Genomic DNA, 25,816 nt, shown 5'->3' with positions numbered 1-25,816 from the left:
GGTTCAGGTGCTCCGGTTGGTCAGGGGTGCGAGGGTGAGGAGGCCGCAGCCGTAGGACTTGGCGGGGCCGATGCCGTTCAGGAGGCGTTCGGTGAACGCGTCGGGGTCGGTGATGCGGAGGTGGCCTTCGAAGGTGGCGGTGTGCAGCACGACTCGGCCGTTGCCGCCCTTGGCGAAGGAGTGGCGTTGGCGGGCGGTGATGCGTACTTCGCGCGGCGGGTCGGCGTCCGCGGTCTCGTTGGTGGGGGCGAGGCCGGGGGCCGGTGGGTCGACGCGGGAGGGTGGGATGGTGAAGCCCCAGCGTTCGGTGCGTTGCAGGAGCCAGTGGAGTTGGGCGTTGGCGGTGCGGTGTCCGATGCGCAGCCCGCGGGTCTGGCGGCCTTCGAGTCGGGCAGCTTCGAGTCGGGCGGCCTGGGTGGGGGTGGCCTTGTCGGGGGTGGCGGTGTTCTGCACCGGGTTGGCGGTGAGGCGGAACGCGAACTCGCGTCCGGTGGCGATCTGGGCGAGCAGGGGTGTGTAGTCGCGGATGGCGGCGTGTTCGCCTTCGGCGCCGGGCCATCCGGCCTGTTCGACGATGTGGGTCCAGTCGGGTTTGCTCCGGGTGAGGATGTACAGGTGGGGTCGGTGGGGGTTGTCGGTGTCGAGGCGCCACAGGACGCGTTCGCTGTCGGGGGTGCCGGTGATGCCGCCGGCGACGGCGCCGTGCATGGCGCGGGGGTTGGCGAGCAGTTTGCGGCTGGCGGCGCGCAGGGGGTTGATGCGGATGCGGGAGAGGTACGTCATGGGGGTCACCAGCCCAGGAGGGCGAACGGGTCGTGGCCGGCGGAGGGCTGTCTCGGCTGGTCGTTGTTGGTGGGGGTGGTGAATCCGGTGGGGGTGGGGATCCACAGGTGGCGGACGCGGCGGCTGGTGTAGGAGCGGGAGCGAGGGTGGAACGACTGGGGTACGTCGTGCCGTACGTCGTCGCCGTCCGGGTCCTCGATCGTGGCCGACAGGTCCACGTGTGTGGGGTAGCTGTTGCGGCGCCCCTGCTCGTTGCGGACGTGGCGGGCGGCTTGCCAGGGCTCGGCTTCGAGTGCCTGGCGCAGGTCGCTGGTGTCGCGTAGGCCGAGGCTGACCGGTTGGGTGGGCGGGCAGGAGCGTCGGCCGAGGGCGAGGGGGTACGCCGGGTGCCGCACCGCTGTGTCCAGGGTGCGCAGCAGTGGTGCGGGGCCGGCGAGGGCGGCCACGAAGACGGCGTCCTGGAGGTAGTAGCGGATGGTGATGTGGGTGTTCTTCGCGGGGGATGTCGGCTTCTGCCGGCCCTTGGCCGAGACGCCTGCCTGCAGCAGTGGGCGTCCCCGGTAGTCGCTGACGGTGTGGTAGTCGCGGAGCAGCGTGCCGGGTTGGTCGACGCGGATGCCGAGGCGAAGCTGGGTCAGGTCGTCGAGGCGGTCCTCGCGGGCTCGTCCTTCGGCGGCGGCGAGGAGGCCGAGTACGCCGGACTTCGTGGGCTCGGGCCGGGTCTCGCGGCGGTTGAAGACGCTGCGGTCTCCCCAGGACTGCAGGGGGCCGGCCAGCCGTAGCAGCAGCACGGCCTCTTCTCCGCCGTGGTCGGCGCCGTCCGGGAGGGGATCGTGTCGCTCGGCGGGGCGGGTGTGCGTGGGGTGGGGAGGTGTGCTGGTCATGCCCGCTCCTGCTGCAAGGCGGTGGTGAGCTGGGCGCGCAGGCCGTTGCGCAGGTCCGTGAAGGTGAGGGGCTCGCCGAACGCTTCCTTCAACACCGCGGCGGTCGCGGTGTCGTCGCGGTCGGCATCGAAGCTGTGGCACTGGGCGGTGTAGAGCGGGGTGTCGCCCCACATGCGGATGGCGGCGGTGTGTTCGCGGGCCAGGCGCTGGGCGGAGGCGGTGGCGATCCCGGCGGTGGTGGTGGTGATGGGCGTTTCGAACGCGGAGACCAGGTTGACGGGCTGGTCGGCGCGGAGCACGACGGCGACGAAGCTGGGGAGGGTGCGGTGGGCGAAGGAGTTCTCGTAGCCGGTGGGGATGGAGCGGGCGAAGGATTCGACGAAGAGGTCGGCGGCGTCGACCGCGGCCGCGGCGTCGGAGAGGTTGTCCATGAGCTGGTGCAGGCCGACGGTGGCGTAGCGGTAGAGGGTGGCGGAGTTGAAGCCGATGTTGCCGATCATGCCGGCGCCGGTTTCCTCCCGGGTGTTCTCGTCGTCGACCGCGGTGTAGTAGTCGAATTCGAGTTCGGTGGCGTGGGTGGACAGGGCGTGGGCGACCTGGGTGGCGGCGTCGACGTTGAGGGAGGGGATGTCGGCGACCATGCGGCCGAACAGGGCGACGTCGAGGGGGTGCCCGGTGCTGAACTTCTCCTGCACGGGCAGGTCCTTGATCTGTGCTTCCAGGTCCGTGTCGGGAAGGGCGGCCAGTTCGGTGGCGCGGTCGGCGATCAGGTCGACGACGTCTTCGAGCTGGCGGCGGCCGTAGAAGAACAGGTAGGCGGTGTCGCCGGCCTTCTTGCCGGCGCTGATGCCGAGGGGTGCGAGCAGGGCCGCGGCGATGCGGGACGCCTGGTCCTCGTCCAGGCCGCACCGCTGCTGGAGGCGTTCGGTCAGCTTGGCGGCGATCTTCTTGGTGCGGGTCGCGAGGTCCTGCTCGGGCAGGTGCTCGGCGAAGCGCTTGCGGGTGGCGCGCTTCCACGCCTGCGATGAGACCCGTGATCGGCGCACGCCGCCGAAGTACGCCTCCTTGGGGTTGCCGTGGTCGTCGCGGTTGAGGTTGGCGGGCGGCACGGTCTGCAGGATGTGGACGTCGATGTAGAGGCGGGGTTCCATGAGCGTTTCCTCGGTTTCGCTGCTGGTGGGCAGGGGCGGTTCGGTGGGGGGAGCGAGTTGGGCGGCCTTTGTCGGTCGCGGTACTGGTCGGCTCAGGTGCCGGGCTGCGCAGTGGCGGGGCGTTGCCAGGCGTAGTAGTTCAGGCCCCAGCGGCGTCGGGCTCGTTGGCGGGTGTCGGGCCGGTGCCAGTCGAGGATGTCGGCCATCAGCAGGTCGTAGTCGAGGGGTTGCTTGATGGTGTGGAGTTGGCTGACCAGGCCGCGGAGTCGGTAGAGGAGTGTGGAGACGGAGGTGCTGTTGACCGCGGCTTGCACTCGGCGGTCCACGGCGTCCTGGCTGAATCGTTCGTGGTGGCGTAGGGTCCTCAGGGCGCGGCCGACGCTGGTGCCGGGGGCGTGCATGGGGCGCTTGTGTGCCTGCTGGTGGAGGCCGTACAGGGCGAGGGCGGCATGCTCGGCGTCTTGTTCCTGGGAGACTTCGCCGCGCTGGGCGGCGCGGTCGTCCACCTCGCAGGTGTAGAAGGGCCACAGTGCGGGGACGGCTACGGCGGGGCGGCCGAGGCCGGAGCGCATCGCGGCCAGGTCCTCGCCGGGCGGCCGCATCTCCTGCCCGGTGCTCGGGTCGATGCGCCAGGTTCCGTCCTTGCGGACATGCCGGTTCCAGTAGCGGCGGGCGGTGGTGTCCGACACGGTGGTCATCCTTCGATCGGGACGTGCGGATTCTCGTGCCGGGGGGCGGGCACGCTGGGCGCCTCCTCCGGACCGGGAGCGTCGTTGTCGTGTTCGGTGGCCAGCCGGGTGAGTACGGTGTCCAGTTGGCTGCGGAAGGCGGTCTCGGCGCTGCTGAGCCGGTAGGTGCGGTCCTTGCCGTCCTTGGTGATGGTGCGGCCGGCGAACACGCCCGGAGCCGCGGTGGCGATGAGCTGCTCGGCTACCAGCCAGGTCTGGCGGGCGGCGGCGCGTTCCCAGGCCAGGAGGCCGCGTTCGGCCTCGTCGAAGTCCTCACCCACCTGGCGCAGCCCGGCCAGGAGCCGCCGCACCAGGGGGTCGAGAGCATGGAGGAGGGTTTCACCCGGGCGTTGGCCCTTGTCCCAGGGGATCGGTTCGGCGCCGGCGGCGCGGCGCAGGTCAGCGGAGAGGTTGTTCACCGCGTTGGCCAGTCTCTCCGCCTGATCGGCCACGCCCAGGAGCGAAGTGAAGGTAAGGCTGTACGGGTCCAGGGCGGTCAGCGGCAGCGGGATGGAGTCGTGGAGGATGTCCTCGATGACGGCGGACTGGGTGCCGTAGGAGATGCCGGTCAGCTCGACCTGGAGCGGGTAGCCGTCGGGCATGTGGTGCTGACGGACGCGCAAGGCGTCGAGGAGGCGGCTGGTGCGAAAGCCGGCACGGGTCTTCGTCGCTTCGACGTCCTGCCAGTCGATGGCGAGCAGCGCCTCCAGCCCGCGCCAGGCGGCCTTGCCCGGCTGGTGGCGCCGGGGGCGGGGCAACCGGGCGGCACCGCCGGCCTTCTTCTTCGCGCCGCTGGGCGGGTCGATGATCCAGGCGGTGTGCGGCTCGATGTCGGGGATCTGCTCGAGGCGGTCCCCTGCCGCCACGATCACCCGCGAGACGCGAATCCCGTCGGTGGTCTGTTCGGGGAACAGGCGGATACGGCGGGACTGCCAGGTCAGCAGGTCCAGTAGCCCGGTGGGGTTGCGCGTCTGCCAGGCGGGGGTGGCGACGCTTCGGGTCTTCCACGGCTCACCTGCCCGATCACGACGCCGCCACTGTGGCAGATCGTCCGGGGCGGGCTTGCCTTCGGCCGGGAGGTTGAGCATGAGCGTTTCGAACAGGGTCCGGCCAACTGGTAAGACGACCCCGAGCTGACCCAACGGTCCGGTCGGGTTGCCGGTGGTCTTTCCCGATTTCACCTGTGGGTCGCCAACTACCCCGGTCTTGATGGAGGCCGTGTCCCAGCAATGGGTGTGCAGCAGCCAGTGCGCCGCCTGGGCCGGTGTCAGCTCCAGTGGATCCGCCTCGGTCCGGGAGGAGAACAGCGGCACGTTGTTGCCCGTGGCGGCGGTGGCGACCAGCAGGGCCGCGCCCTTGGTCTCGTTCTTCGCCGTGTGCAGATCCGCCACCTGCCCGAACGGCTCCACCGGACTGAACAGGTCGAACAGGTGTCTGTGCGAGCCCAGGTAATTCGTGATCCTGTCGCGGTGTTCGTCGGTGAACCTTCCGGCGGCGAACACCGCGGCCCACTCGGCCCTGTCAGCCGGCAGACCGATCGCGTCGATGACGATCGGCAGCAGGAGCTGCCGCAGCAGGGCGGGCTTCTGGGTGGGAAGGTCCACCACCAGGTCCCGGAAGCGGTGGGCGTCCAGGAGCGCTTCCACCACGCCGCACTCCCGCGTCCCGGCCTCGCCCGCGAGTTGACCGCGCAGCCATGGCATATCAATCAGGTTGAAGGAAGCCAACATGTATACCCTCTACTCCTGCCATTGAAACCTCCGTCAGCATTGTTGCGGAACGGGACGGACTTATCAGACGAACGCGAGAATCGGTGCCTGTGTGACGAGAGAGACCAGCCCGACGGCCAACCGTGCCCGTCCGGGCCCTCGGCTTGGTCCCCGCGGAAGTCGCTCGGCGATGCGTCTCAGCCCCGCACGAGGCCCTGCTCGTCGTCGTAGCGCAACGGCTGTCCCCCGAGGACCGCGCGCCTGTCGGCATCGAGGACCAGCGCCGGCTTGTGGCGCAGCCACGGATGCCCGTACCAGCCTGGCAAGGGCAGCAACTCCTTGGTGACGGCCTCGGTGTACGACGAGGGCAGGCGTATCGTCCCGGCAAGGACGTCATCGAGCAGGTCCTCGGCCACATCCCCGCTGGGGGTCAGTGCTCGCCCGCTCAGGGTGCGATACACCCCGTCGCCACGCAGCACCAGGACGACCTCCATGCTTGGCTTGCCGTCACGCACCGCCGCCTCGAGCGAGTCGTCACTGTCCGCGGCGGCAGCGGTGTAGTGCAGGCCGGACAGCGTGGTGTTCTCGCCTTCACCCAACCGTGTGAGCACATACTTTGCGGCCCTGCCCGCGCGCTCCGTCTGCTCGCGCTCCCACTTCTCCTCCGCGCGCGCCTCGGCCCCACGCCAGCCGTCCGGGACACCGCAGCGCACGTCGTAGACGGCGCGCACGAGGTCGGGCACCTGACCGGGGATGCTCCAGCCCTCGCCGGCCGCGGCCCGCAGGACCTGGGCGGCGGTGCGCAGCAGCAGGAACCGCCCGTAGATCGCCTCGCTCCCGGGCAGGAAGCGCGGCGGCGCGCCCGCCTCGCCGGTGCCGAACCCGGTGATCACCACCCGCGGTACCCGCAAGGCTCCCGGCCGGGTGACGCCGTCATGTCGGTGCAGGCGCCCGACCCGCTGCAGCAGCAGGTCGATCGGGGCCAGATCGGTGATCAGCAGGTCCGCGTCCACGTCGAAGGACTGTTCGGCGATCTGGGTCGCCACCAGGATCATTCGGCCAGGGCGTTGATGTTCGCCCTGGCCGGGACGGGGTGGAGGCCCGAGCAACTCCAGGCACCTGTCGGTGCGGTCGGCCCGTGGGCCGATGGCCAGCCGCCCGTGCAGCAACTCCACCTCGGGCCCGAAGCGGACCCGCAGACGTTCGTATAGGGTCTGGGCCCGGTCGACGGTGTTTCGGATGACCAGCGCACACCCGCCCTCAGCGAGTTCGCGCTCCAGAAGGTCCACCACGGCGGCGTCGGCAAGGGCCTGGGCCGCCTGCCGCGCACTGTCGTAATCGTCACGCGCCCCCTGCCGACCGGGCACCTGCTCGGGAAGCAGCTCCACCCGCACCGTCAGGTCGGGGCGCCAACTCGCGCAGTGGTCGACGTGGAAACGCGACTCCGTCTGCCCCGGGTCCCACCATGCGGCCGTGACGGCCGGATAGCCACCTGGCTCCGGCAGGTTCTCCGGTTCGTACTTCTCCCGCGAGGCGGCGCCAGCCAGGTAGGCGCTGGTCAGCGCCCGCCGCTGCCCCGGAGCCAGGGTCGCCGACAACAGGATCACCGGCACACCGGCCTGGCCAAGCCACCGCAGCCCTTCCATCAGGAACTGCGACATGTACACGTCTGCGGCGTGCACCTCGTCCAGCACCACCACCTTGCCGGCGAGCCCGGCCATCCGCAGCATCACATGCCGGGTACGCGTCGCCGCGAACAGCAACTGATCAATGGTGCCCACCACGAACGGGCACAGCAGTCCCCGCTTGGCGCCCAGGAACCACTCCGCCGGCCCCTGACGCACCGCCTCGCCCGCCCCCGGAGGATCGTAGGCGGCTGCCGTCAGCCCGTACGGATCGTCGTCGTAGTACTCCCCGTACTCGTCGACCCCACCGAACACCCCACCCCCGTCAGCTCCAACCCCGCGCAGAAGCTCCCGCCACTCCTTGTTGACCATCCGCTTGCCATGCAGCAAACACACCAGCGAACCGAGGCCCTCGTCGATCCTCTTCACCCAGGTGCGTACCTGGGTGAACATCGGGTCACTGGTCGCCTGCGTCGGCATACCAACGAACACCCCGTCCGCCCCGAAGCGTGCCGCCAGCACCTCCGCCGCCAGCAACGCGGCCTTCGTCTTCCCCTCCCCCATCGGGGCCTCGACCACCAGCAGGCCCGGCGCCTCCATCCGCATGGCCGCTTCGACCACCATGTGCTGAGAAGGCCGCGGCTCATTCCCGAACCGCTCCCGGAACGCGTCGGGCCCCGGCTCCGCCAGCGCACCCCACCCGCCGCGCAGGCCCAACTTCTCCCATCCCAGCCGGGCACGCTCCCGCGCTCCCTCGAGCGACACCTTCCCAAGGACGTCCACACCGGGGAAGTACCGCTCATCGCTGGCGATCCAGTCCGCCATCACCACCAGGCCGGACAGGTGCAGCTGCGCGGCGCGCGACGGGACCCGCACCGGCGCCACCTCGGCCAGGTCCGCGAATCCCAGCTGGCGGGTGAAGTACTCCACCAGTCCCTGCTGAACCCGAGGCCAGGAGCCGGTCCCCTGCAGTTGCTTATTGGCCCTCCTGGGCAAAGGCTCCAGGCCTCCCTCCGTCGGGAAGGCTCCGTGATGCCCCGCCACCAGCGGCCACACCCACGACACATGCTCCGGCGCCCACCCCTCACGTGCCAGCACCTGCCGAAGGATCCATCCCCCCGCACGGTCATGCCGCCACCGACAGCTCGCGATCGACGGCTCATGCCACGACAACCCGGCGGCACGGACAACGGCAGCGCCCTCCGGCCACGTCCGCTGGAAAGCGGGACTGGCCTTCCCGCAATCGTGAATGCCACACAACCACGCGAAGAAGCGGCGCCCCCGCCCTGGCCCTCCCGCCACCTCGTCCAACAACCGCCGAGTCGACGGCGCCAGGAAGTGATCCCACATACACTCCGCCACAGCCGCCGTATCCAGCAGATGCGACACCAGCAGGTTCGTCCTACCGCCCGCCTTCTCCTTCGACTTCCCCCACAGCACCCCTAACAGGGCCACCAACTCCCGGTCCACCCCAACCACCCACCCCTCCGTGGCCAACTCGGCACTCCCCGTGCACGCTTACAGCGGCACAATAGACCCCGCCACCGACAACACGCCTACCACCCGAGCGAACCCATGCCCCCACCCTCACCAACCCCAGGTCGAGACCGCAGAACCGCCGCCACCCAACTAAAGAAAAACAGCCACCCCGCTCGATAAACCAGCAGGTCAGCAAGTGTCGGCCCCGCGCGTGCGGGGATGGTCCGACCACGGATACCTCCGCGCCGAGGAATCCTCGGTCGGCCCCGCGCGTGCGGGGATGGTCCGATGCCGCAACCGATGATCCGCCGGCCCATCCAGTCGGCCCCGCGCGTGCGGGGATGGTCCGGAGGGCCGGACCGCGACCGCGACTGAGCACGGGTCGGCCCCGCGCGTGCGGGGATGGTCCGCTCTTCGACCGGCTGAGACCGAAGGAAGCTCCGTCGGCCCCGCGCGTGCGGGGATGGTCCTCCTTACGCGGCGTCGTGGCCGGTTGGGCCCGCGTCGGCCCCGCGCGTGCGGGGATGGTCCCCCGTTGAGCCCCTACTACGGGCTGCTCGGGCGGTCGGCCCCGCGCGTGCGGGGATGGTCCGCGCGCGGACGTGTCCCCGGATGTTGCGCAGACGTCGGCCCCGCGCGTGCGGGGATGGTCCCGTATCCTCGCGCTGGAATCCTCCAGGCAGAGGGTCGGCCCCGCGCGTGCGGGGATGGTCCGCACACCCCCTAACGTTTGACACGCACCACTTCGTCGGCCCCGCGCGTGCGGGGATGGTCCGTTCGCTCGGCGCACGAGCGCGTCGCCGAGGCCGTCGGCCCCGCGCGTGCGGGGATGGTCCCCGGATCAGCCGTCGCTAACCCCCCATGAAGCGTCGGCCCCGCGCGTGCGGGGATGGTCCGGGGGTGTCCGCGTGACGACCCCGCAGCTCCCGGTCGGCCCCGCGCGTGCGGGGATGGTCCGCGCTCGGGGAGTGCCGGGCCGCCGTTCAGGTAGTCGGCCCCGCGCGTGCGGGGATGGTCCCCTGATTTTCGAGCTGCGGGATTCCGCCGGCTCGTCGGCCCCGCGCGTGCGGGGATGGTCCGTCCCTGTACGGCAGTACACGCCGAGCGAGCCGGTCGGCCCCGCGCGTGCGGGGATGGTCCTCGGGTCGCGCGCCCGGCCCCCGGGCTGGGTGGGTCGGCCCCGCGCGTGCGGGGATGGTCCGGAGGTGCCGGTGAACGCGCCGCGAGACCGGCCGTCGGCCCCGCGCGTGCGGGGATGGTCCTGGGCCCGCGCCGTAGTAGCGACCCTGGGCGTCGTCGGCCCCGCGCGTGCGGGGATGGTCCGCGATGCGCGGATACGGGTATCTGGCGGGTCATGTCGGCCCCGCGCGTGCGGGGATGGTCCGGCTGGTCAGGAGCCGGGGAGCGGTCCCGCTCGGTCGGCCCCGCGCGTGCGGGGATGGTCCGGCCCGTCACATCAGGCACCGGACCTACCCCGGGTCGGCCCCGCGCGTGCGGGGATGGTCCGCCCAGTCGCGCTTCCCTTGAAAGATGTCATACGTCGGCCCCGCGCGTGCGGGGATGGTCCGGGGGTGCGAAAAGGACCAGCACGCCGACTCCGGTCGGCCCCGCGCGTGCGGGGATGGTCCGTTCCTCCGCGTCCGCCTGGCCGTCGACGTTGCGTCGGCCCCGCGCGTGCGGGGATGGTCCGATGCCCACTGCATCCGGTGGGAGTTGTCGAGCGTCGGCCCCGCGCGTGCGGGGATGGTCCGACGTTCGCGGAAGCGGATGCGTGGCGCTCCAAGTCGGCCCCGCGCGTGCGGGGATGGTCCCTCGTAGGCCATGAAGCCGTCGTCCAGCGCGGTGTCGGCCCCGCGCGTGCGGGGATGGTCCGCTGCCGTCGGCCGCCATCGCCGCGGTGGTGGAGTCGGCCCCGCGCGTGCGGGGATGGTCCCCCTAGTTGACGTGCCGAGTATGGGTCGGCATAGTCGGCCCCGCGCGTGCGGGGATGGTCCCCCGGCAGTCTCCGCCGTGTTGCGGGCCAGACCGTCGGCCCCGCGCGTGCGGGGATGGTCCCGCCGAGGCCGCCGCCCACCTGGGCGTCTCCCCGTCGGCCCCGCGCGTGCGGGGATGGTCCGCCCCGCGCCCCGGGTGCGACACCGGCAATGCCCTCGTCACGGCGTCGGCCCCGCGCGTGCGGGGATGGTCCCACGGAGGAGGGCACGGACATCACGTACCCCGCGTCGGCCCCGCGCGTGCGGGGATGGTCCGACCCCTGTTCGGGGGACGTCGGCGGGCAGCTCGTCGGCCCCGCGCGTGCGGGGATGGTCCCGGGGCATGGACGGCCGGCGCGGTGCCGGCCGGGTCGGCCCCGCGCGTGCGGGGATGGTCCCCTCGTCCGGCCTGCGACCTTCGGCGGCCGTCAGTCGGCCCCGCGCGTGCGGGGATGGTCCGCCGCTGTCCAGGCGCTCCTGTCGCCACCGACGGTCGGCCCCGCGCGTGCGGGGATGGTCCCGGCCGGTTCCTCCTGAGGCTGCCCGTCGAAATGTCGGCCCCGCGCGTGCGGGGATGGTCCTCCGACTCCGCCGAGGCCGACGATTCCTCGGCCGTCGGCCCCGCGCGTGCAGGGATGGTCCACCTTGAGGAGAGCTAGCGCATCTGTCCGTGACGTCGGCCCCGCGCGTGCGGGGATGGTCCGCATCCATGCTGCGGCCAGCCAGGCCGGGACGAGTCGGCCCCGCGCGTGCGGGGATGGTCCGAGTCATCGGAGCAAGGGGCGCTCGACATCTGCGTCGGCCCCGCGCGTGCGGGGATGGTCCCCATGCCGGACTCCTTCAGTCACGGCGCGGTCGGTCGGCCCCGCGCGTGCGGGGATGGTCCGCCGTGCAGGATCTGCTCGACGCTGCTCGGGCCGTCGGCCCCGCGCGTGCGGGGATGGTCCGGCTGGCGGCGCTGGCGAGGCCGATGATCGGCCGTCGGCCCCGCGCGTGCGGGGATGGTCCGACCTCCTCGACACCTTCAACGAGTACAGCACGGTCGGCCCCGCGCGTGCGGGGATGGTTCCCGCGGAACGCATCGCCAACAAGCAGCTCGACAGGTCGGCCCCGCGCGTGCGGGGATGGTCCGGGGACATGGATATGAGCGATACCACCATCGCGGTCGGCCCCGCGCGTGCGGGGATGGTCCTCTGCCTGGGCAGAGCCGTGACGGCGCCGGATCGTCGGCCCCGCGCGTGCGGGGATGGTCCTCCTCCTGGGGATCACCTATCGGCCGGCAGCGGTCGGCCCCGCGCGTGCGGGGATGGTCCCGGTTCTTCGGCAACCGGTGCGTCGCCGGGTCGGTCGGCCCCGCGCGTGCGGGGATGGTCCCTCGCCGACATCCCCCGCTCGACCCTCTACGACGTCGGCCCCGCGCGTGCGGGGATGGTCCCTTACCTACGAACTTTGGTATGTGGGTGGCTTCGTCGGCCCCGCGCGTGCAGGGATGGTCCCGCCTACATCCCCGGCATGGGGTCGATCGCGGAGTCGGCCTGCGTGCGGGGATGGTTCGTCGTCGGGGCGCCGCGCCCGGCCCTTGCCGCGGTCGGCGCCACACACACACGCGGGGGTGGTTGGGGGTCACCTGCCAACTTTCGCAGGTGACCAGTCGGCCCAGCGCGTGCGGGGGCGGTCCTTCCAGATGGCCTGACGAGAGGATTACCATGGCGTCAGCCCCGCGCGTGCGGGGATGGTCCCTGGGCCGAGGACGAGCCGCTGGCCGCGCGCAGGTCGGCCCCGCGCGTGCGGGGATGGTTTTGCCACCACAGAGCCAAGTCGCTCCACCAGCCACACCCTGCTGGTCCAGCTGCGCCTCGACCGGACAATGGTGGAGCTGCGACAGGGCTTCACCAGGAATGTCCAGGGGCTGGGTCACCGGGGACTGGGGGACCTGGAGGTCCGGATCCGCGACCACGCCGACCTGGAACGGGCCGGCGACCTGATCCGCCGGGCCCTGGAGACGAGCTGACGGCAGCCGCTCATGGGCGGGGCGGCCGGGAGCCACTGTGGTGGCTCGCGACCGCCCCGCTGTGTTCTGTCGGTGGGGTCGGTGGTGGTCATGCGGTGTCTCCGGGGCCGGCGAGGATGAAGTCGTCCTGGGTCAGTCCGTTCTCCTCGGCGTTCAGGCGGGCCTCGGCGATGGTGGCGTAGTGGTCGGAGAGTTCCACGCCGATGAACTGGCGGCCTTCGCGCAGGGCGGCGACGCCGGTGGTGCCGGAGCCGGTGAAGGGGTCCAGGACGGTTCCGCCGGGCGGGGCGATCTGGACGATTTCACGCATGACCTCGATGGGCTTTTGGGTGATGTGGACGCGGCCCTTTCGCGGCTGGGAAGCGATGAAGTGGCCGGGCAGGTAAATCGCACGGCTGCGGTCGAGGCTTTCCTTCACGCCCCAGACGATGAATTCGGATGACTGCTTGAATCCGCCCTTGCGGGGTCGTGATGCGGGCTTGATCCAGGGAAGGGTTCCGCTCCAGGTCCAGCCGGCCATCTGCAGGGCGTCGGTGGTGCACGGTTCCTGGCGCCAGTCGGTGAATACCACGGCGACCGCGTGCTTCTTCGCGGCGCGGTAGGACTCGGTGAGCAGTTCGGTCAGCCAGCGGGTGTAGGAGCGCTGATCACGGTTGTCGCCCGGGAAATTCGCGAGGGTGTGGCCGGCGTCACCGCTGGTGTACTTGGCGCGGGCGGTCTTGGTGGTGCGCTCGGCGCTGGTGCGGCCTCCGGAGTTGTACGGGGGGTCGGTGATGACGGCGTCGATGATGCCGTCGGGCAGGCCGGCGAGCACGGTCCGGGCGTCGCCGCGGTGCAGGGTGTAGGGCACGTGGATGGGCTCCCGGGGGCGCGAAGAGGATTGGGTGCGCTCCGGGCGGCGCCTCGAAATCGCGCAGCCGCGCGGAGCGCACCGTGACGACGGAATGTAGACCCCGTCCCGCATCCGCACCTAATCCCTTCCCCGATCACCCTTTTCGCGACGTTCTCCCGGGCCGTTTGGTCGTGCTGCGGTGCTCGGTTTACTGTCTGGGCCTGCCAGCGCGCCGGAGATGTTTCCTCCGGCGAGCAGCGCGGCTCGGGCACCGTACGGTCCGCCGCGCCACCCGCGAAATCCATCACGAAAGGGGCCGTGTGTGAGGCGAGAGAGATTACCAGGGCGGCTGGCTGCCGCTTCCGGACAGGCGGTGGGGCATTCGCTGCTTCCGTCACCTCGTATCCCGCAACCTCTCAGGGGGTAATGCGGGTGATCTCCGGTACGGCGCCGCAGGATTCCGCCGGTTCAGCGGCGCCGCACCGGACACGGAAGGACAATCGCCACTTCGTGTTCACCCTGGGGCGGCGTTCTGGTGAAGGGGGTTGGTTGAAGAAACTCGCGGCTGCCGGACTGATCGGCCTGGTGGCGGTAGGCCCGGTGGTGGTGATCGGTCCGGCGGTCCTGGTGGCCGTTGCCGGGCAGGCGTCCGCCGCCTGCTCAGGCAGTCCACAGGCTGTGGATACCGCGGCGGTCGCCGCACAGGTGGCCTCCATCGTGTCCGGCAGCGGGCCAGCCGAGGATGTAGCAGCGGTTGCCGGCTTGGACGATCCTTCCGCACAAATTCCGCACGCGCGGACAATCCAGGCGACCGGTGTGGCGATGGGTGTGCCGGCTCGGGGTCAGGTGATCGCGTTGGCCACCGCCCTGCAGGAGTCCTCCCTGCGCAACCTGTCCTACGGCGACCGCGATTCGCTGGGCTTGTTCCAGCAGCGGCCCTCGCAGGGGTGGGGGACGGCGGAGCAGATCCAGGATCCGGTGTACGCCTCGACGAAGTTCTACGAGGGCCTGCTGGCGGTGGACGGCTGGGAGTCCATGACGCTGACGCAAGCCGCCCAGGCGGTGCAGCGGTCCGACTTCCCGGACGCCTACGCGAAGTGGGAGCTGGCCACCACCCTCCAGCAGGCCATCGCGCCCACCATCGATCCGCCCGCCAGCGGTACCAGGGGAGCCGCGGCCCTGGTGTCGGGGTGTGGCCCAGACGGTTCCGGCTTCGGCCCCATCCCTGCCGGCGCCCTCCCCGAAGGGTACGAGGTCCCCGGTGACGTCCGGCGGGAAGTGCAGGTGGCGATCCGGTGGGCGCTGGGGCAGCTCGGCACCCCGTACCAGTGGGGTGGCACCTGCACCGACCCGCGCGGCCCGGACCCGATGGGGCGGTGTGACTGCTCGTCCCTGATGCAGCAGGCGTACGCCGCCGCCGGCGTCTCCCTGACCCGAACCACCTACACACAGGTCGGCGAAGGCACGGCCGTCAGCGCGGACGCCCTTCACCCCGGCGACCTGCTCTTCACCCGGGGCACGCCGGCGGCGCCGGAGCACGTCGGGATGTACATCGGCTCCGGCCTGGTCGTTCACGCGCCGAGGACGGGCGACGTCGTCCGGGTCGGCGCTCTGGCCGACTGGCGACCTGACATCCTCGCCGCCCGCCGCATCGTCGGCTGACCTCCCTCCTCCACCCCTTCTCCTCATGCCCGCCCGGTTCGCGGCGGTGGTTCCGCGCACGCGTTTTCAGCAGAACGGAGTCCTGTTTGTCCGCAATACTGCCTTTGGCGGCGGTTTCCTTCGATCCGGGGGTGACGCCCCGTGAGGGTGGCCTGCCGGGCCTGAATGTCCTGCGGGACGTGATGGGCAGCATCAACCTCTTCGCGATCATCGCCGTGGTCGGCGCGCTGGCGCTGAGCGCGTTGGTGTGGGCGTGGGGCCACCACTCGGGTGGTCACCAGGCCGAGGCGAATGGGAAGAAGGGCGTGGTGGTCGCTGCCGGTGCCGCACTGGTGCTGGGTGCTGCCAACGGCATCGTGGCGTTTTTCGCCGCCCTCGGCGAGCGGGTCCAGTGACCCCGTCCGCTCAGCCCGCGCGCCTTGCGGGCCTGGACCGTCGTCGGCTCGCGGCCAGTGCCATGGTCCTGGTCGGGTTGCTGCTGGTAGCTCTGCTTGCCGCGCTCCTCTCCCGTTCCTCCAACGCCGACCCGAAACCGCCATCGGCACTGAGCACGTCGGCGATGCCAGTGGCTCCTCTCCTTCCTGCCTCGCCCGCCACCCCGACTTCCACCTCCGCCGACTCGGCCGCGACCGAGCAGGCTGCGGTACCGCCGGTGGAGACCACGGATCCGATCGTCTTCGCGCGGGCGGCTGCCGCGGCGCTGTGGTCGTACGACACCCGGGCGCGCACGCAGCAGGATCACCTGCAGGATCTGCGCGCGTGGCTCACCGGGGAGGACGGCGTCGCGGACGAGGCATCGGTGGCGGCGCAGGTGCCGGGGCCGGTGCTGTGGGAGCGGATGCGGGACAACGGCCAGTACGCCACTGCCGAGGTGTTCGAGGCGCACTTCCCGGCCGCGTTCACCGACGCCCTGGCCGCCGATCCGGGGGCGATCACCGACGCCTACGTCTACGCGGTCACCGCCACCGGCGAGCAGACGATCCGCTGGAACGGCGGCGGTCAGGGCGCCGAGCCCCGTGCGGTCACCCTCGCCGTCCAGTGCCGGCCGGAGCAGCCCTGTGCCCTGGTGGGCGTGCTGCCCACCGTCGCCCCCTGACCCCTGACCCTCAACGCCCTCTGACCGAAGGAGGTGATCACCCATGCCTGATGGCACCGGCGCGTGCTCGCTGCCGTTGATGGACCAGGTGTGTCAGGCCATCGGAGGTGTCGCCGAGGGCACCGGACAGGCGATCACGAACGGCATCGGCGCGTGGATCGCCGCCTCGGCCGGCGACCTCGCCGCCTCGGCGGCCGACCTCGCCGCGAGCGCGGTGGACAGCACCACCACGGTGAACCTGTCCGCGCCGTGGCTCCGCGAGAACTACGCGCTCATGCTGCCGATCGCGCTGATCCTCATGGTCGGCACCTTCTGCCTCCAGCTCGCTGCCGCCGCCTGGCGCCGCGACGAACGCGCCCTGTGGCAGGCGTTCACCGGCACCGCGACCGGCGTCGCGTTCGCCTTCCTGGCCATCACCCTCACCGGCATCGCCCTCACGATCGTGGACGCCCTGTCGAACGGCCTGTTCACGGTGGCGGGCACGTCGATCGACGACGCGGTGCGCCGTCTGGTGACCGTGCAGTCGCTGGGCATGATGCACCCGATGGGGTGGGGTGTGCCCTCCTTGGTGGCCCTTGCGTGTGCGATCGGCGCGTTCCTGTACTGGGGCGTGATGGTGTTCCGCCAGGTCGGCATCTACGTCCTGGTCACCCTCGCTCCCCTGGCAGGTGCCGGTGGCGGATGGGATGCCGCGAAGCGGTGGCGGCGCGGATGGATCGAGGCCACCGCCACCCTGGTCGTCTCGAAGTTGCTGATGACCATCGTGTTCCTCATCGGCATCTCCGCCATCGGCCAGTCCGACCCTGCCGACGGACTCGCCGCTCTGTCCGATGCCATCGCCGGCCTGGTGGTCCTCGCTCTGGTCCTGTTCTGCCCCTACGCGACCTACCGGTTCGTGCACTGGGCGGCCGACGGCACCAACGGCGCGGACCTGCACCGCACCGGCGCCGCCGGGCTGGCCACGGTCGCGGGCGCCGCCCGCACCGCCGGCACGCTGGCCATGCAGGCGCGCGGCGCAGGCAGCGCACCGGCTCCGCAGGGGCCGCCCTCCGTCGCGGGCGCGGGCAAGGACGGGGTGGTCACCGGCATCAGCCCGGCCGGCGGTGTGACCAGCCACGACGGCATCACCGACCGCGGACCGGCCCAGACCCGGTTCAGCTACAGGGACGCGATCAACCCGAACACCACGGGCGATCGCGGACGTCCGCTGATCACCCGCCCGCCCACCACCGGCGACCGCGGACGACCGCTGATCCGGCGCGCCGACGCCCCCGCCCCGAACCCAGGTCCGAACCCAGCCCCAGCCCCGGCACCGGCACCGGGCTCCACGAGCGGCCCGTCTGCCAGCAGCTCCAGCCCCATCACCTCGGTGGATGCGGACCCCGTGCGTTCCGCCCCAGCCCCGGCCGGTGAGGCGGCAACGGCTGCCCCAACGCCAACGCGGTTCACCTTCCGGCAGTCCTCCCGCGACTCCTCCTGATCACACCCCTCGCCGGGGCGGGCTGCTCCCCCAGCCCGCCCCACCTCCCTCCTCTTCCCTGGCTCTCTCTGGGACGGTTCCTTGCCCGACGTCGCCCCGCCCACCGTGAAGTTCCCGCACCGCAGCAGGCGCGGGGTGCTGCTCGGCCTGACCGCCCCGCAGCTCACCGTCACCGCCACCACCGGCCTGCTCGTCCTCGGCGTGATGCTCACCTCCGGCCTGTCCGGAGCCCTGCGCCTGGTCCCGCTGTGGGGCCTGGTCCTGGCGGCCGTCTTCGTCCGGCACCGCGGCCGGGCCCTGGCCGACTGGCTCCCCATCGCCACCCGCTACCTCCTGCGGCGAGCCCAGGGCCAGCTCATCTGGTTGGCCCGCCCGTCCACACGGCCGGTGCGGGACGGGCTGCTGCACCTGCCCGGCACGGCCGCGTCACTGCGGGTGGTCACCGCTCCCGACGGTCGGCTCGCCGCCGTGCACGACCCGCACCACGCCACCCTCACGGCCGTCCTCAAAATCAGCAGCCGCGCCTTCGCCCTGCTCGACCCGGCGACGCAGCACGCCAACGTCGCCGGTTGGGGCCGCGCCCTCGCCGCGCTGGCGCGCACCGGGCACGTCGCCCGCATTCAGGTCCTGGAGCGCACCGTGCCGGATTCCGGGGACGCGCTGCAGCGCTACTGGGCCAGCCACGGCCGGCCCGACACCCCCGTCGCCGGGCCGCTCTACACCGAACTCCTGCAGGCCGCCGGCCCGGCAGCCGCGCCGCACGAGGCGTATGTCGCCCTCGCCCTCGACCTGCGCGCCGCCCGGCGCCTGATCAACCAGGCCGGGGGCGGCCTGACCGGCGCCTTCGCCGTCCTCGGGCAGATCACCGCCTCCTTCGACCAAGCCGCCCGCACCGCCGGCCTCACCCCCGCCGGCTGGCTGTCCGCCCGCCAGATCGCAGCCGTGGTCCGCACCGCCTACGACCCCGCCGCCCTCGCCCGGCTCGAACGCTGGTCCCCCACCGGCCATCCGCAGGCCGACCCGGCGGCGGCCGGACCGGTGGTCGTGGTCGAGCACGGCGAATACCTGCAGACCGACTCCGCGTACCACGCCGTGTACTGGATCGAGAACTGGCCCCGCATCGAGACCAGCCCAGCGTTCCTCCATCAGGTGCTGTTCTCCTCCGGCGTGCGCCGCACCCTCTCCCTCACCTACGCGCCCAAGAGCCTGGAGGCCGCGCTCCGCGACGTGCAGCGGCGAAAGGCCAGCGTGGTGGCGGACGCCGCCGAGCGCGCACGCCGCGGACAGGTCGACTCCGAAGAGGACTCCATCGAGTACGCCGACGCCAAGGCCCGCGAGCGGCAGCTGATCGCCGGCCACGCCGACGTCGCGCTGACCGGCCTCCTCACCGTCTCAGCGGACACCGAAGAGCAGTTGCGCGGCGCGTGCGCGGTGATCGAGACCGCCGCCGTGGGTGCCCTGATCGACCTGCGGCTGCTGACCTGGCAGCAGGCCGAAGCCTTCACCTTGGCCGCTCTCCCCCTCGCCCGCCCCTGACCACCCTCGCGAAGGCCGACCCACCGCTCATGCCCTCCTCTGACCTGCTCGCCTTCGCCGGCGCCGCCATCGACTTCCACCACACCCTCGAACTCCCACCGGGGCCGGCGGCGGCCCCGCGGGACGAGCTGGACGCCCTGCACGCCCTGGTGCTCTCCCTGCACCGCCTCGTCGACGCCCACGGCGCCCGCACTGACCCGGTCGCGCCGATCGAGGCCGGGCGCCTGCGCGAGGCGCGGACCCGGCTGTGGCAGGTCGCCGACGCTCTGCACGCCGCGTACCACGCGGCCCCCCACCCCACCACCGGCCGCGTGCCCTCCCGCGAGGAGTGCCGACTCGGCCTCCCCGAGGGCGCCCCGGAGCTGACCGTGTGCCAGAGGCACCTGACCGCAGGGGTGCGGGTGCGGCGCCACAGCACCCCGACCGACCTCACCCGCCCCTGACCGGAGCCGGAGCGACACCCGATGTCCCGCAGCCCTCGCGCGAGCGCCAGCCCGCTGTACCGCCCGCGCACGACCACTCGCGACGAACAGCGCCGGGCCCAGGCTGCCTTCGCCGCCGCCCGGCAGACTGCCCGCCACGCCCTCCCCACCCGCAACCGTGCGACCGCAGACGAGGACGACCTCGACCTGCGCGCCACCTACCCGCAGTCGGGTCGGCCAGGTCCGGCCTCCGCCCGAGGTGGCCGGTTGAGGCTGCCCGCCCACCGTATGACCACCGCGGTTGCCGCTGGGGCTTACCCCTTCCTCGCGGAAGGCGGGCTCGGGGCGGACGGCATCTACATCGGCCGGGACGTCCACGCGGAAGCCGCGTTCTGCTTCGACCCCTTCGCGCTCTACGGGCGGCTGGAGGGCTTCACCAACCCGAACATGCTGCTCGCCGGGATCATCGGCATGGGCAAGTCCGCCCTGGCCAAGTCCCTGGCCACCCGCGCGATCGCCCACAACTACCGCGTCTACGTGCCCTGCGATCCCAGGGGCGAGTGGACCAGCGTCGCCGCCGCCCTGGGCGGACAGACGATCGCCCTCGGGCCAGGTCTGCCCGGACGCCTGAACCCACTGGACGCGCCCGCCCGCCCGGCCGGCACCTCGGAGGAGGACTGGGCCGGTGAGGTGCGCAAGCGCCGCCTGCTCCTGATCGGCTCGCTCGCCCAGACCGTGCTCGGCCGCGAACTGCAGCCGATGGAGCACACCGCGCTCGACGTCGCCCTCGACGAAGTCGTCGGCTACACCTCCCGCATCGGCGGCACCCCCCTCCTGCGCCACATCGCGAACGTCCTGGCCAACCCCAAGTACCTCGGCGGCACCCCCGCCTCACCCGAACGCCTCGCCAGCGCGGCGGAGAACCTCGCCCACGCCCTACGCCGCCTGGTCGCCGGCGACCTGGCCGGCATGTTCGACGCCCCCTCCACCGTCGCATTCGACCCGACGGCGCCCATGCTCACCATCGACCTGTCCCGCCTCGGCACCGCCGGCGACGACACCGCCCTGGTCCTCGCCATGACCTGCGCCTCCGCCTGGATGGAGTCCGCGCTCGCCGACCCCACCGGCGGGCGACGCTGGGTGATCTACGACGAAGCCTGGCGCCTGATGCGCCACGTCCCCCTCCTGGAACGCATGCAGGCCCAGTGGAAGCTGAGCCGCGGCCTCGGCATCGCCAACCTCATGGTCATCCACCGCCTCTCCGACCTCCTCAGCGCCGGAGACGCCGGCTCCCGAGGCCGAGCCCTCGCCGAGGGCCTGCTCACCGACTGCTCCACCCGGGTCATCTACCGCCAGGAAACCGACCAGCTCGCCACCGCCACCACCCTCCTCGGCCTGACCAGCGTGGAAACCGACGCCATCGCCGCCCTCACCAAGGGACGCGGCCTGTGGAAGGTCGCCGGCCGCTCCTTCATCGTCCAACACCTCCTCCACCCCACCGAACGGGCCCTGTTCGACACCGACGCCCGCATGCACACCACCCCGGCAACCCACCGATGACCCCGGCGCCGCGAGACCCGATCACCGGCCGGGCGGCCATGCCCCATCCCCATCCCTGTCACAGGCACCGACACCCCGAGGAGACCCCGCCGTGCCTTCCCCCTTCGGCAACCCCGACTCCGAACAGGACGACGAGGAAGTCCTGCGCCGAGTGGCCTCCGGCCTGCGGACGCCCTCCGGGACATCCCTCATCCCATGGACCGCCCGGGTCACGCAGGCAACCACCCTCCACGACCTCGTCGACCTGTACGAGCAGGTCCTCGGCACCGAGGAGGGCGCCTTGGCCCGGCTGGGCCAGTTCGTCAACCTGACCGCGGACTGGCTGAACGAGCATGACATGCCGTCTGCGGCCGACACGCTCGGCGCCTTCGCGCAACGCCTCTCCGCGCTGGGCCAGGAACTTCAGGAAGCCATCATCGGGTTGGCCGTGGAGTCCAACCCCCAGCACTACGACGTCCACGTCACATACGGGGTCCACCCCTCTCTCGGACCCATGGTGCTCACCGACGACGCCGAGCCGGCCGCCGCCCGGGAACTGATCGCCAAAGCCGGTTTCACCACAACGGCACCGGGCGTCTACACCCTGCCCGCCGGCACCAGTACGTCGCAGGCCGCTCGTGCCGCCTACCGGCTCATCAACTCCTTCCTCGAGGCGGACATCCCCCTCCAGGTGAAGGACCGGGTCGACCAGCCGTCGCCTCGCACCGGCGCCGCGCGCGCCGCCGCCCCCGCGCCCCGCACCGCCCGCGGCTCCGCACCTGCAATGCCGCCGAGCACGCAGACCACGGCCGCCCCTCGCCGCCCCCGACGCTGAGGAGCCCTCCCCCACGTGACCACGCCCGCCCCCCACATCGTCATCGGCCACCACCCCCAGCACGGCGTCATCGCCACCAACCCCCTCGGCCTGCCCTCCGTTGCCCACGTCCTGGGCCGCCTCGGATTCCAGCCCCATGCCGACGAGCCCTTCCACACCCTCACCGGGGACACCAGCCCCGAACGTGTCCGGCAGGCCGTCATCCTCCTCCAGCGCTCCGGCTACACCGTCGTCGCCGACATCCGGTACCAGGCCGAACCCACCCCACCGGCGCGACCACCCGCACCCGCGCCGACCCCGCAGCCCGCCCAGCCGCAGGCGGGCCTACCGCTGACCGTGGACGTCGTCTTCGCCCGGGAAGCGACCCTCGGGGTGGTCGCGTCCGTCGCCCTCACCCGAACCCACGCCCACAATGTCATGCGCCAGACAGGCTTCCGTCACGAACCCACCCTCGGCCTGTACTACCTCCCCGCAGGCACCAGCCCCGAAGCCGCACGCGTCGCTGTCACCACCGCCGTCACCAGGCTCCAGGCCGCCCGCCTCCGAGTGGTCGCCGACCCCCGCGTCTTCCTCCCCACCCTCACCGCAGGCGAGAGCACCCGCCTGGCACGGGACCACACCGCCGACCGGGCGCGCGCCGCGCAGGCCACCTCACCCCGCACCCCCACCCCCCACCACACCGGCCCGACCACCCCCGCACCGGCCCAGCCGTACCCCGCAGGTCCCGCGCCTACCGCCCGTCCTACCCAGGGGCGCTGACCCACCTCCGGCCACGCGGGCGATCAGCCAGCCGCAGCGGCGCTTGCCCGGCCGCCGAAGGCCGCGCTGACCCAGGCCGCCACGGCGTCGATGTCCTCTCGGGTCAGGCCAATGGCCGGATGGACCCTGTGCAGGAGCGCCGGGCCCGCATGGTTGCCCGCGACCCAGGCCCGATCGGCGTCGGTGATCTCGTCGTCGATCCAGACGAACGACCGCCCGTCACCGACCCAGTCGAGGATCTCCCGGGTCTTCCAGTGCAGCCCATCCGGGTCGAACCGGTCCATCCGCCGCCACTCGATGACCGGCAGATGCGGCAGCCCGATGCGCGGACCGATGAACTCGTTCGCCTCGTGCATCCAGGTACTGGCCCACACCAGGTCACCGCCCAGCGACCGCAGCCACGAGCCGTGGTCGGGGTTCAGCCACAGCCGCAGCGGCCGGGTGTAGGCGGCCGGTCGCGGACGGCCGTGCGGATTCGACGCAACCCAGGAGGCCGGCTTGACCCAATGGGTGGTGTACCCGGCCGGGCGCTTCTCCGGCTTCGCGGCATAAGGGTTCAGCGGACCATCGACGTCCAGCAGGACCAGAGGGCGGGCACCTGTATCGGCCATGCCCCGAACATACGGCCCACTCCGGCCACCCATCGCCCCCTTTTCCTTCCCGCCACTGAACGGAGGCTTACCTCTGGACAGCCCTGCAGCGGAACCTCGGATCGTGTTCGGCCGGCACGCCGACCACGGCCCCATCGCCCTCAACCCCGACCACGACCCTCGGGTCGACGAGGTCCTCACCACCTTGGGTTTCCTCGCCCAGCGGGGCGGTGCGTACCAGTTGGCCGATCCGTCTCCGGAGGAAGTCGCCGTCGCTTTCGGCCGCCACCCCACGCTCGGGGTCGTCGCCGCAGTACCCGACGGCGAAGTCGTGGGGCAGCGTCTCCTGGAGCGGCACGGGTTCCGCCACCGGACGGACCTGGACATCTTCGTCCTGCCCGAGGGTTTCGCCCACCGCGACGCCGTCCACGCGGTCGCCCGCGTCACCACCGAGGCCCACAGGCACGGCCTGGTCGTCGCCGCCGACCCCCGTGTCTTCCCCAGCCGCGCCCCGGACCTGGCGCCATCCAACGTGCCCGAGTCTGCCCGGCGGATCACGATGGCCGAACTCGTCGGCGCGGCCCGAGACGCCCTGCGCGCCCAGGCGTCGATGATCGCTGATCGGATCCGCGACGGCTCCTGGCGACTGGTGGCCACCGGTCGCAGCCCGGACGGCACCCGGTTCGCTCTCGCCCACGCGCGCGAGGCCCACGCCCACTACCTCATCCGAGGCAGCGGCGACACCCGGGCTGTGGCCGCCGGCTTCACCTTCGACTCGGACGGCGCCTGGCGGGCCTTCCGCAACGCGGTCGACCCCGGCCCCACCACCGAGCAGCCACCGACTTCCCCTTCCCGGGTCCGTGCCGCGACGAACCGAGCCCCCATCACAGGCGCGGCGCCAGCGCCGAGCCCTCCAGCCGTCCGCCCCACCACCGGACCATCCACCGAGGCGACCCACCGCCGCTGACCAGGAAAGCCCGTGCCCACCCACTCATCCGATCCGCACACAGTCCGTATCGAGCCTGCCCCGCTGCAGAACACCATCGTGGCGCAGGGCGGCGATGCCGCAGCCGCCTCCCTGCTGCAGCGAGCGGGCTTCATCCCCGACGGCGACGCCCACCGCCTGCCCGACACCGTCACCGCCGACGCCGATCAGCGCTGGCACGCCCACCACGCCTACGTCGACCTCACCGGCTCCGGCTACCACGTCCACCTCGCCCCCGAACTGCACCCCACCGGGCCTGAGATGGCGGCCCTACCTCTCCTGGTACGTCCTGTCAGCCACGCCGTCTCCGCAGTCGCCGATCGGCTCGCCACCGCCACCCACACCCGCCAGGTCGACCGCCTCCTGTCCGAGTTCACCGCCCCCACCGGTGTCCTGTCCGCCTCCGCGGACGTCCTGCGCACCATCGCCACCTGGTGGAACCGCCTCGGCGAAGCCGACGACGCCCACAACTCCGCCCTCCTGGAGCAGTTGGCCGACGAGATCGACACCCTCGCCGCCAAGACGGACGTCCTGCGCACCCGGCTGGCCGGACGATATGCGCCCCACCCGGGCTACAACGCGCGCGTCACCACCGCCTCCGCCACGGAAGCCCGCGCCCACGCCGCCGGCACCACCTCCCCCGCCCACCGCCAGGCCGCCGCCGGCGCCTCCGCACCCCCACCCAGCCCTCCCGCTGCGTCGGGACGCCCGCAGCCGCCCGCCCCGCGCGCCCGCTGACCCACCGACGGAAGGAGCGCCCTTCGGATGGCCGTGAAGAAGATCTGGACCATCGACCACGCCTGCGGCCACACCGCCGAGGTCGACCTGTCCGCGCGCCCGGCGGATCGGCGCGCCGGGTACGCCCGCTGGCTCGCCGGCCGCGACTGCACCGACTGCTGGAAAGCCCACCGCACCACGGACGACACCGCACGGACCGCGTGGCTGGAACAGCAGCGCGCCGCCGAGCAGGCCGAAGCCGACGCCTGGGCCGCGCAGTACCGGATGCCTCCGTTGGAAGGCACCGAACGGGCGGTCGCCTGGGCGAACCGCTGCCGCCACCAACTCGTCGCCGCCGCCTACGAAGCCCTCGTCATGGACGGCACCACCACCGAAGCCGAGTGGGAGGCCATCGAGGACGCCGCCCGCACCATCACCCGCGCCGGATGGTGGATCGACCAACGCGACACCGAGGGCGCCGACCTGCCCGAGCTGCTCGCCGCCGCCACGGAAGCCGACCGCCCCACGGAGAACCCCTACCTGTGACCCCAGCCCACGACAGCCCGGACTGGCGCCCGCCCAGCCTGGAGGAGCTGGCCGAACAGGTTGCCCGCGCCGACTCCATGCGTTCTCTCGCCCGCGCCGTCGACGACCTGTACGACTACCACGTCGAGCCCATGATCGACGTGATCCGCGCTCTGCACGACCGCATGGACATCTCCGGCTGGAACCCCGCTGGTCACTACACAAACGTGATCCGCGGCATCCAGGACAGGCTGGTCGAAGCCGAGTCGGAGCTGATCTCGCTCGTGACCGACCTCGAGTCGAGCACCGGGCCGCTACCGCTACCCGCGAGTGACTGGACGCGCGCGAGCGTCGCCCGCCGCACCTCCCCCGGGGCACCCCCGCCCGCCCGCGCCGTCCCGGCACCACCCGCGCCCTCCAGCGACGCGCCCAACCCGTCGGCCGCGCAGCCGAAGCACCGGCCGTAGCCCTCGACTTCGGGCGATCTACCACAGG

The 25,816-nt window shown here is 72.2% G+C and carries 22 protein-coding genes and 1 CRISPR repeat array; of the genes, 14 read left to right on the top strand and 8 right to left on the bottom strand.

Annotation, left to right across the window (positions count from 1 at the left end; translation table 11 throughout):
- Positions 1–3 precede the first annotated feature (3 nt).
- The 6 genes from cas6e to cas3 all read right to left on the bottom strand — a co-directional run bounded on the left by cas6e (position 4) and on the right by cas3 (position 8,320).
- Positions 4–783: a type I-E CRISPR-associated protein Cas6/Cse3/CasE gene (cas6e, locus tag FHU37_RS02025; RefSeq protein WP_179812498.1), complete on the bottom strand. Its 780-nt coding sequence runs from the start codon at positions 781–783 to the stop codon at positions 4–6.
- Positions 784–788: 5 nt separating this feature from the next.
- On the bottom strand, positions 789–1,667 hold the full coding sequence (cas5e, locus tag FHU37_RS02020; RefSeq protein ID WP_179812497.1) for a type I-E CRISPR-associated protein Cas5/CasD: 879 nt from the start codon (positions 1,665–1,667) through the stop codon (positions 789–791).
- Positions 1,664–2,818 carry a type I-E CRISPR-associated protein Cas7/Cse4/CasC gene (gene cas7e / locus FHU37_RS02015; protein WP_179812496.1) on the bottom strand — a complete coding sequence of 385 codons (1,155 nt, stop codon included), beginning with the start codon at positions 2,816–2,818 and terminating at the stop codon, positions 1,664–1,666. Before cas7e ends, cas5e begins: the two co-directional genes overlap by 4 nt.
- Before the next feature lie 92 nt (positions 2,819–2,910).
- Entirely contained in the window at positions 2,911–3,516 is a 606-nt protein-coding gene (gene casB, locus FHU37_RS02010) for a type I-E CRISPR-associated protein Cse2/CasB (protein WP_179812495.1), read from the bottom strand.
- Positions 3,513–5,249 carry a type I-E CRISPR-associated protein Cse1/CasA gene (casA, locus tag FHU37_RS02005; RefSeq protein WP_246450139.1) on the bottom strand — a complete coding sequence of 579 codons (1,737 nt, stop codon included), beginning with the start codon at positions 5,247–5,249 and terminating at the stop codon, positions 3,513–3,515. The genes casB and casA overlap by 4 nt, the downstream gene beginning before the upstream one ends.
- A 203-nt stretch (positions 5,250–5,452) precedes the next feature.
- The gene (gene cas3, locus FHU37_RS02000; protein WP_312892733.1) at positions 5,453–8,320 is read right to left on the bottom strand and encodes a CRISPR-associated helicase Cas3'; all 2,868 of its coding nucleotides are present in this window, start codon (positions 8,318–8,320) and stop codon (positions 5,453–5,455) included.
- A 237-nt stretch (positions 8,321–8,557) separates the two neighbouring features.
- A CRISPR array of direct repeats spans positions 8,558–11,828; the repeat unit is 28 nt; unit sequence GTCGGCCCCGCGCGTGCGGGGATGGTCC.
- Between the two features lie 371 nt (positions 11,829–12,199).
- Between cas3 and FHU37_RS01995 the strand changes: the two genes are divergently transcribed.
- Positions 12,200–12,343, top strand: coding sequence for a hypothetical protein (locus tag FHU37_RS01995; protein ID WP_179812492.1), 144 nt, complete (start codon positions 12,200–12,202; stop codon positions 12,341–12,343).
- Between the two features lie 88 nt (positions 12,344–12,431).
- Here FHU37_RS01995 and FHU37_RS01990 read toward each other — a convergent pair whose 3' ends face one another.
- Entirely contained in the window at positions 12,432–13,193 is a 762-nt protein-coding gene (locus tag FHU37_RS01990) for a DNA-methyltransferase (protein ID WP_179812491.1), read from the bottom strand.
- Between the two features lie 531 nt (positions 13,194–13,724).
- Here FHU37_RS01990 and FHU37_RS01985 point away from each other — a divergent pair.
- The 9 genes from FHU37_RS01985 (at position 13,725) to FHU37_RS01945 (ending at position 22,504) form a co-directional block, all read left to right on the top strand.
- Positions 13,725–14,837 (top strand): C40 family peptidase, encoded by a 1,113-nt coding sequence (locus tag FHU37_RS01985; RefSeq protein WP_179815961.1) that lies wholly within the window; start codon positions 13,725–13,727, stop codon positions 14,835–14,837.
- An 86-nt stretch (positions 14,838–14,923) separates the two neighbouring features.
- Complete coding sequence (locus FHU37_RS01980) at positions 14,924–15,232, top strand: DUF6112 family protein (RefSeq protein WP_179812490.1); 309 nt, start codon at positions 14,924–14,926, stop codon at positions 15,230–15,232.
- Positions 15,233–15,489: 257 nt separating this feature from the next.
- The gene (locus tag FHU37_RS01975) at positions 15,490–15,933 is read left to right on the top strand and encodes a hypothetical protein (protein WP_246449528.1); all 444 of its coding nucleotides are present in this window, start codon (positions 15,490–15,492) and stop codon (positions 15,931–15,933) included.
- Positions 15,934–15,976: 43 nt separating this feature from the next.
- Complete coding sequence (locus tag FHU37_RS01970) at positions 15,977–17,413, top strand: SCO6881 family protein (RefSeq protein WP_246449527.1); 1,437 nt, start codon at positions 15,977–15,979, stop codon at positions 17,411–17,413.
- An 81-nt stretch (positions 17,414–17,494) separates the two neighbouring features.
- Complete coding sequence (locus tag FHU37_RS01965) at positions 17,495–18,949, top strand: SCO6880 family protein (protein ID WP_179812488.1); 1,455 nt, start codon at positions 17,495–17,497, stop codon at positions 18,947–18,949.
- 29 nt (positions 18,950–18,978) lie between these two features.
- Entirely contained in the window at positions 18,979–19,392 is a 414-nt protein-coding gene (locus FHU37_RS01960) for a DUF6238 family protein (protein WP_179812487.1), read from the top strand.
- Between the two features lie 21 nt (positions 19,393–19,413).
- The gene (locus FHU37_RS01955; RefSeq protein WP_179812486.1) at positions 19,414–20,931 is read left to right on the top strand and encodes a putative type IV secretion/conjugal transfer ATPase; all 1,518 of its coding nucleotides are present in this window, start codon (positions 19,414–19,416) and stop codon (positions 20,929–20,931) included.
- 91 nt (positions 20,932–21,022) lie between these two features.
- On the top strand, positions 21,023–21,745 hold the full coding sequence (locus FHU37_RS01950; RefSeq protein ID WP_179812485.1) for a hypothetical protein: 723 nt from the start codon (positions 21,023–21,025) through the stop codon (positions 21,743–21,745).
- 15 nt (positions 21,746–21,760) lie between these two features.
- On the top strand, positions 21,761–22,504 hold the full coding sequence (locus FHU37_RS01945) for a hypothetical protein (protein WP_179812484.1): 744 nt from the start codon (positions 21,761–21,763) through the stop codon (positions 22,502–22,504).
- Positions 22,505–22,527: 23 nt separating this feature from the next.
- Here FHU37_RS01945 and FHU37_RS01940 read toward each other — a convergent pair whose 3' ends face one another.
- The gene (locus FHU37_RS01940) at positions 22,528–23,115 is read right to left on the bottom strand and encodes an HAD domain-containing protein (protein WP_179812483.1); all 588 of its coding nucleotides are present in this window, start codon (positions 23,113–23,115) and stop codon (positions 22,528–22,530) included.
- A gap of 103 nt (positions 23,116–23,218) precedes the next feature.
- Between FHU37_RS01940 and FHU37_RS01935 the strand changes: the two genes are divergently transcribed.
- From FHU37_RS01935 to FHU37_RS01920, 4 genes are read left to right on the top strand one after another with little or no spacing between them, the layout of a single operon-like run.
- On the top strand, positions 23,219–24,061 hold the full coding sequence (locus FHU37_RS01935; RefSeq protein ID WP_179812482.1) for a hypothetical protein: 843 nt from the start codon (positions 23,219–23,221) through the stop codon (positions 24,059–24,061).
- A gap of 12 nt (positions 24,062–24,073) precedes the next feature.
- Positions 24,074–24,817, top strand: a complete 744-nt coding sequence (locus tag FHU37_RS01930) for a hypothetical protein (RefSeq protein WP_179812481.1) — start codon at positions 24,074–24,076, stop codon at positions 24,815–24,817.
- A 27-nt stretch (positions 24,818–24,844) separates the two neighbouring features.
- Positions 24,845–25,342, top strand: a complete 498-nt coding sequence (locus FHU37_RS01925) for a hypothetical protein (protein WP_179812480.1) — start codon at positions 24,845–24,847, stop codon at positions 25,340–25,342.
- Positions 25,339–25,788: a hypothetical protein gene (locus tag FHU37_RS01920; RefSeq protein ID WP_179812479.1), complete on the top strand. Its 450-nt coding sequence runs from the start codon at positions 25,339–25,341 to the stop codon at positions 25,786–25,788. The genes FHU37_RS01925 and FHU37_RS01920 overlap by 4 nt, the downstream gene beginning before the upstream one ends.
- Positions 25,789–25,816: the final 28 nt, after the last annotated feature.

The organism is Allostreptomyces psammosilenae (assembly GCF_013407765.1).
In the GTDB taxonomy this organism is placed as follows: domain Bacteria; phylum Actinomycetota; class Actinomycetes; order Streptomycetales; family Streptomycetaceae; genus Allostreptomyces; species Allostreptomyces psammosilenae.
This window is presented reverse-complemented; position numbering and strand designations above follow the sequence as displayed.